Here is a 240-nt window from a genome sequence, read left to right as displayed (position 1 = left end):
GGAAACCACCCCACCGACCGGGTTCTGGTGACTGACCTGGGGACAGAAGGCGACCTTGCGGAGCCGGAACCAGTAGAAGGCGTGGCCCACGAGGGTGAGCAAGTACGGCAGCACTCCGATGGCCGGGAAACGCACCCCGCCGCTGAGGTCGACCGGGCGGCGGCCGGTGGAGGCCCGCAGGGGCAGGCCGGGGGGCGGGGGGAAGCGGGAGGAGGTGTGCACGCACAGCACGGGGGCGGC

1 protein-coding gene is annotated in these 240 nt (G+C 72.9%); it reads right to left on the bottom strand.

The genetic code is table 11. The annotated features are described in order from the left end of the window. A partial coding sequence (locus tag KVT44_RS56845) for an alpha-glucosidase C-terminal domain-containing protein (protein WP_217577155.1) occupies positions 1-240 on the bottom strand: 240 nt, incomplete at both ends.

The sequence above is a fragment of the Streptomyces sp. GbtcB7 genome (assembly GCF_019091445.1).
Taxonomy (GTDB): Bacteria; Actinomycetota; Actinomycetes; order Streptomycetales; family Streptomycetaceae; genus Streptomyces; species Streptomyces mirabilis.
This window is presented reverse-complemented; position numbering and strand designations above follow the sequence as displayed.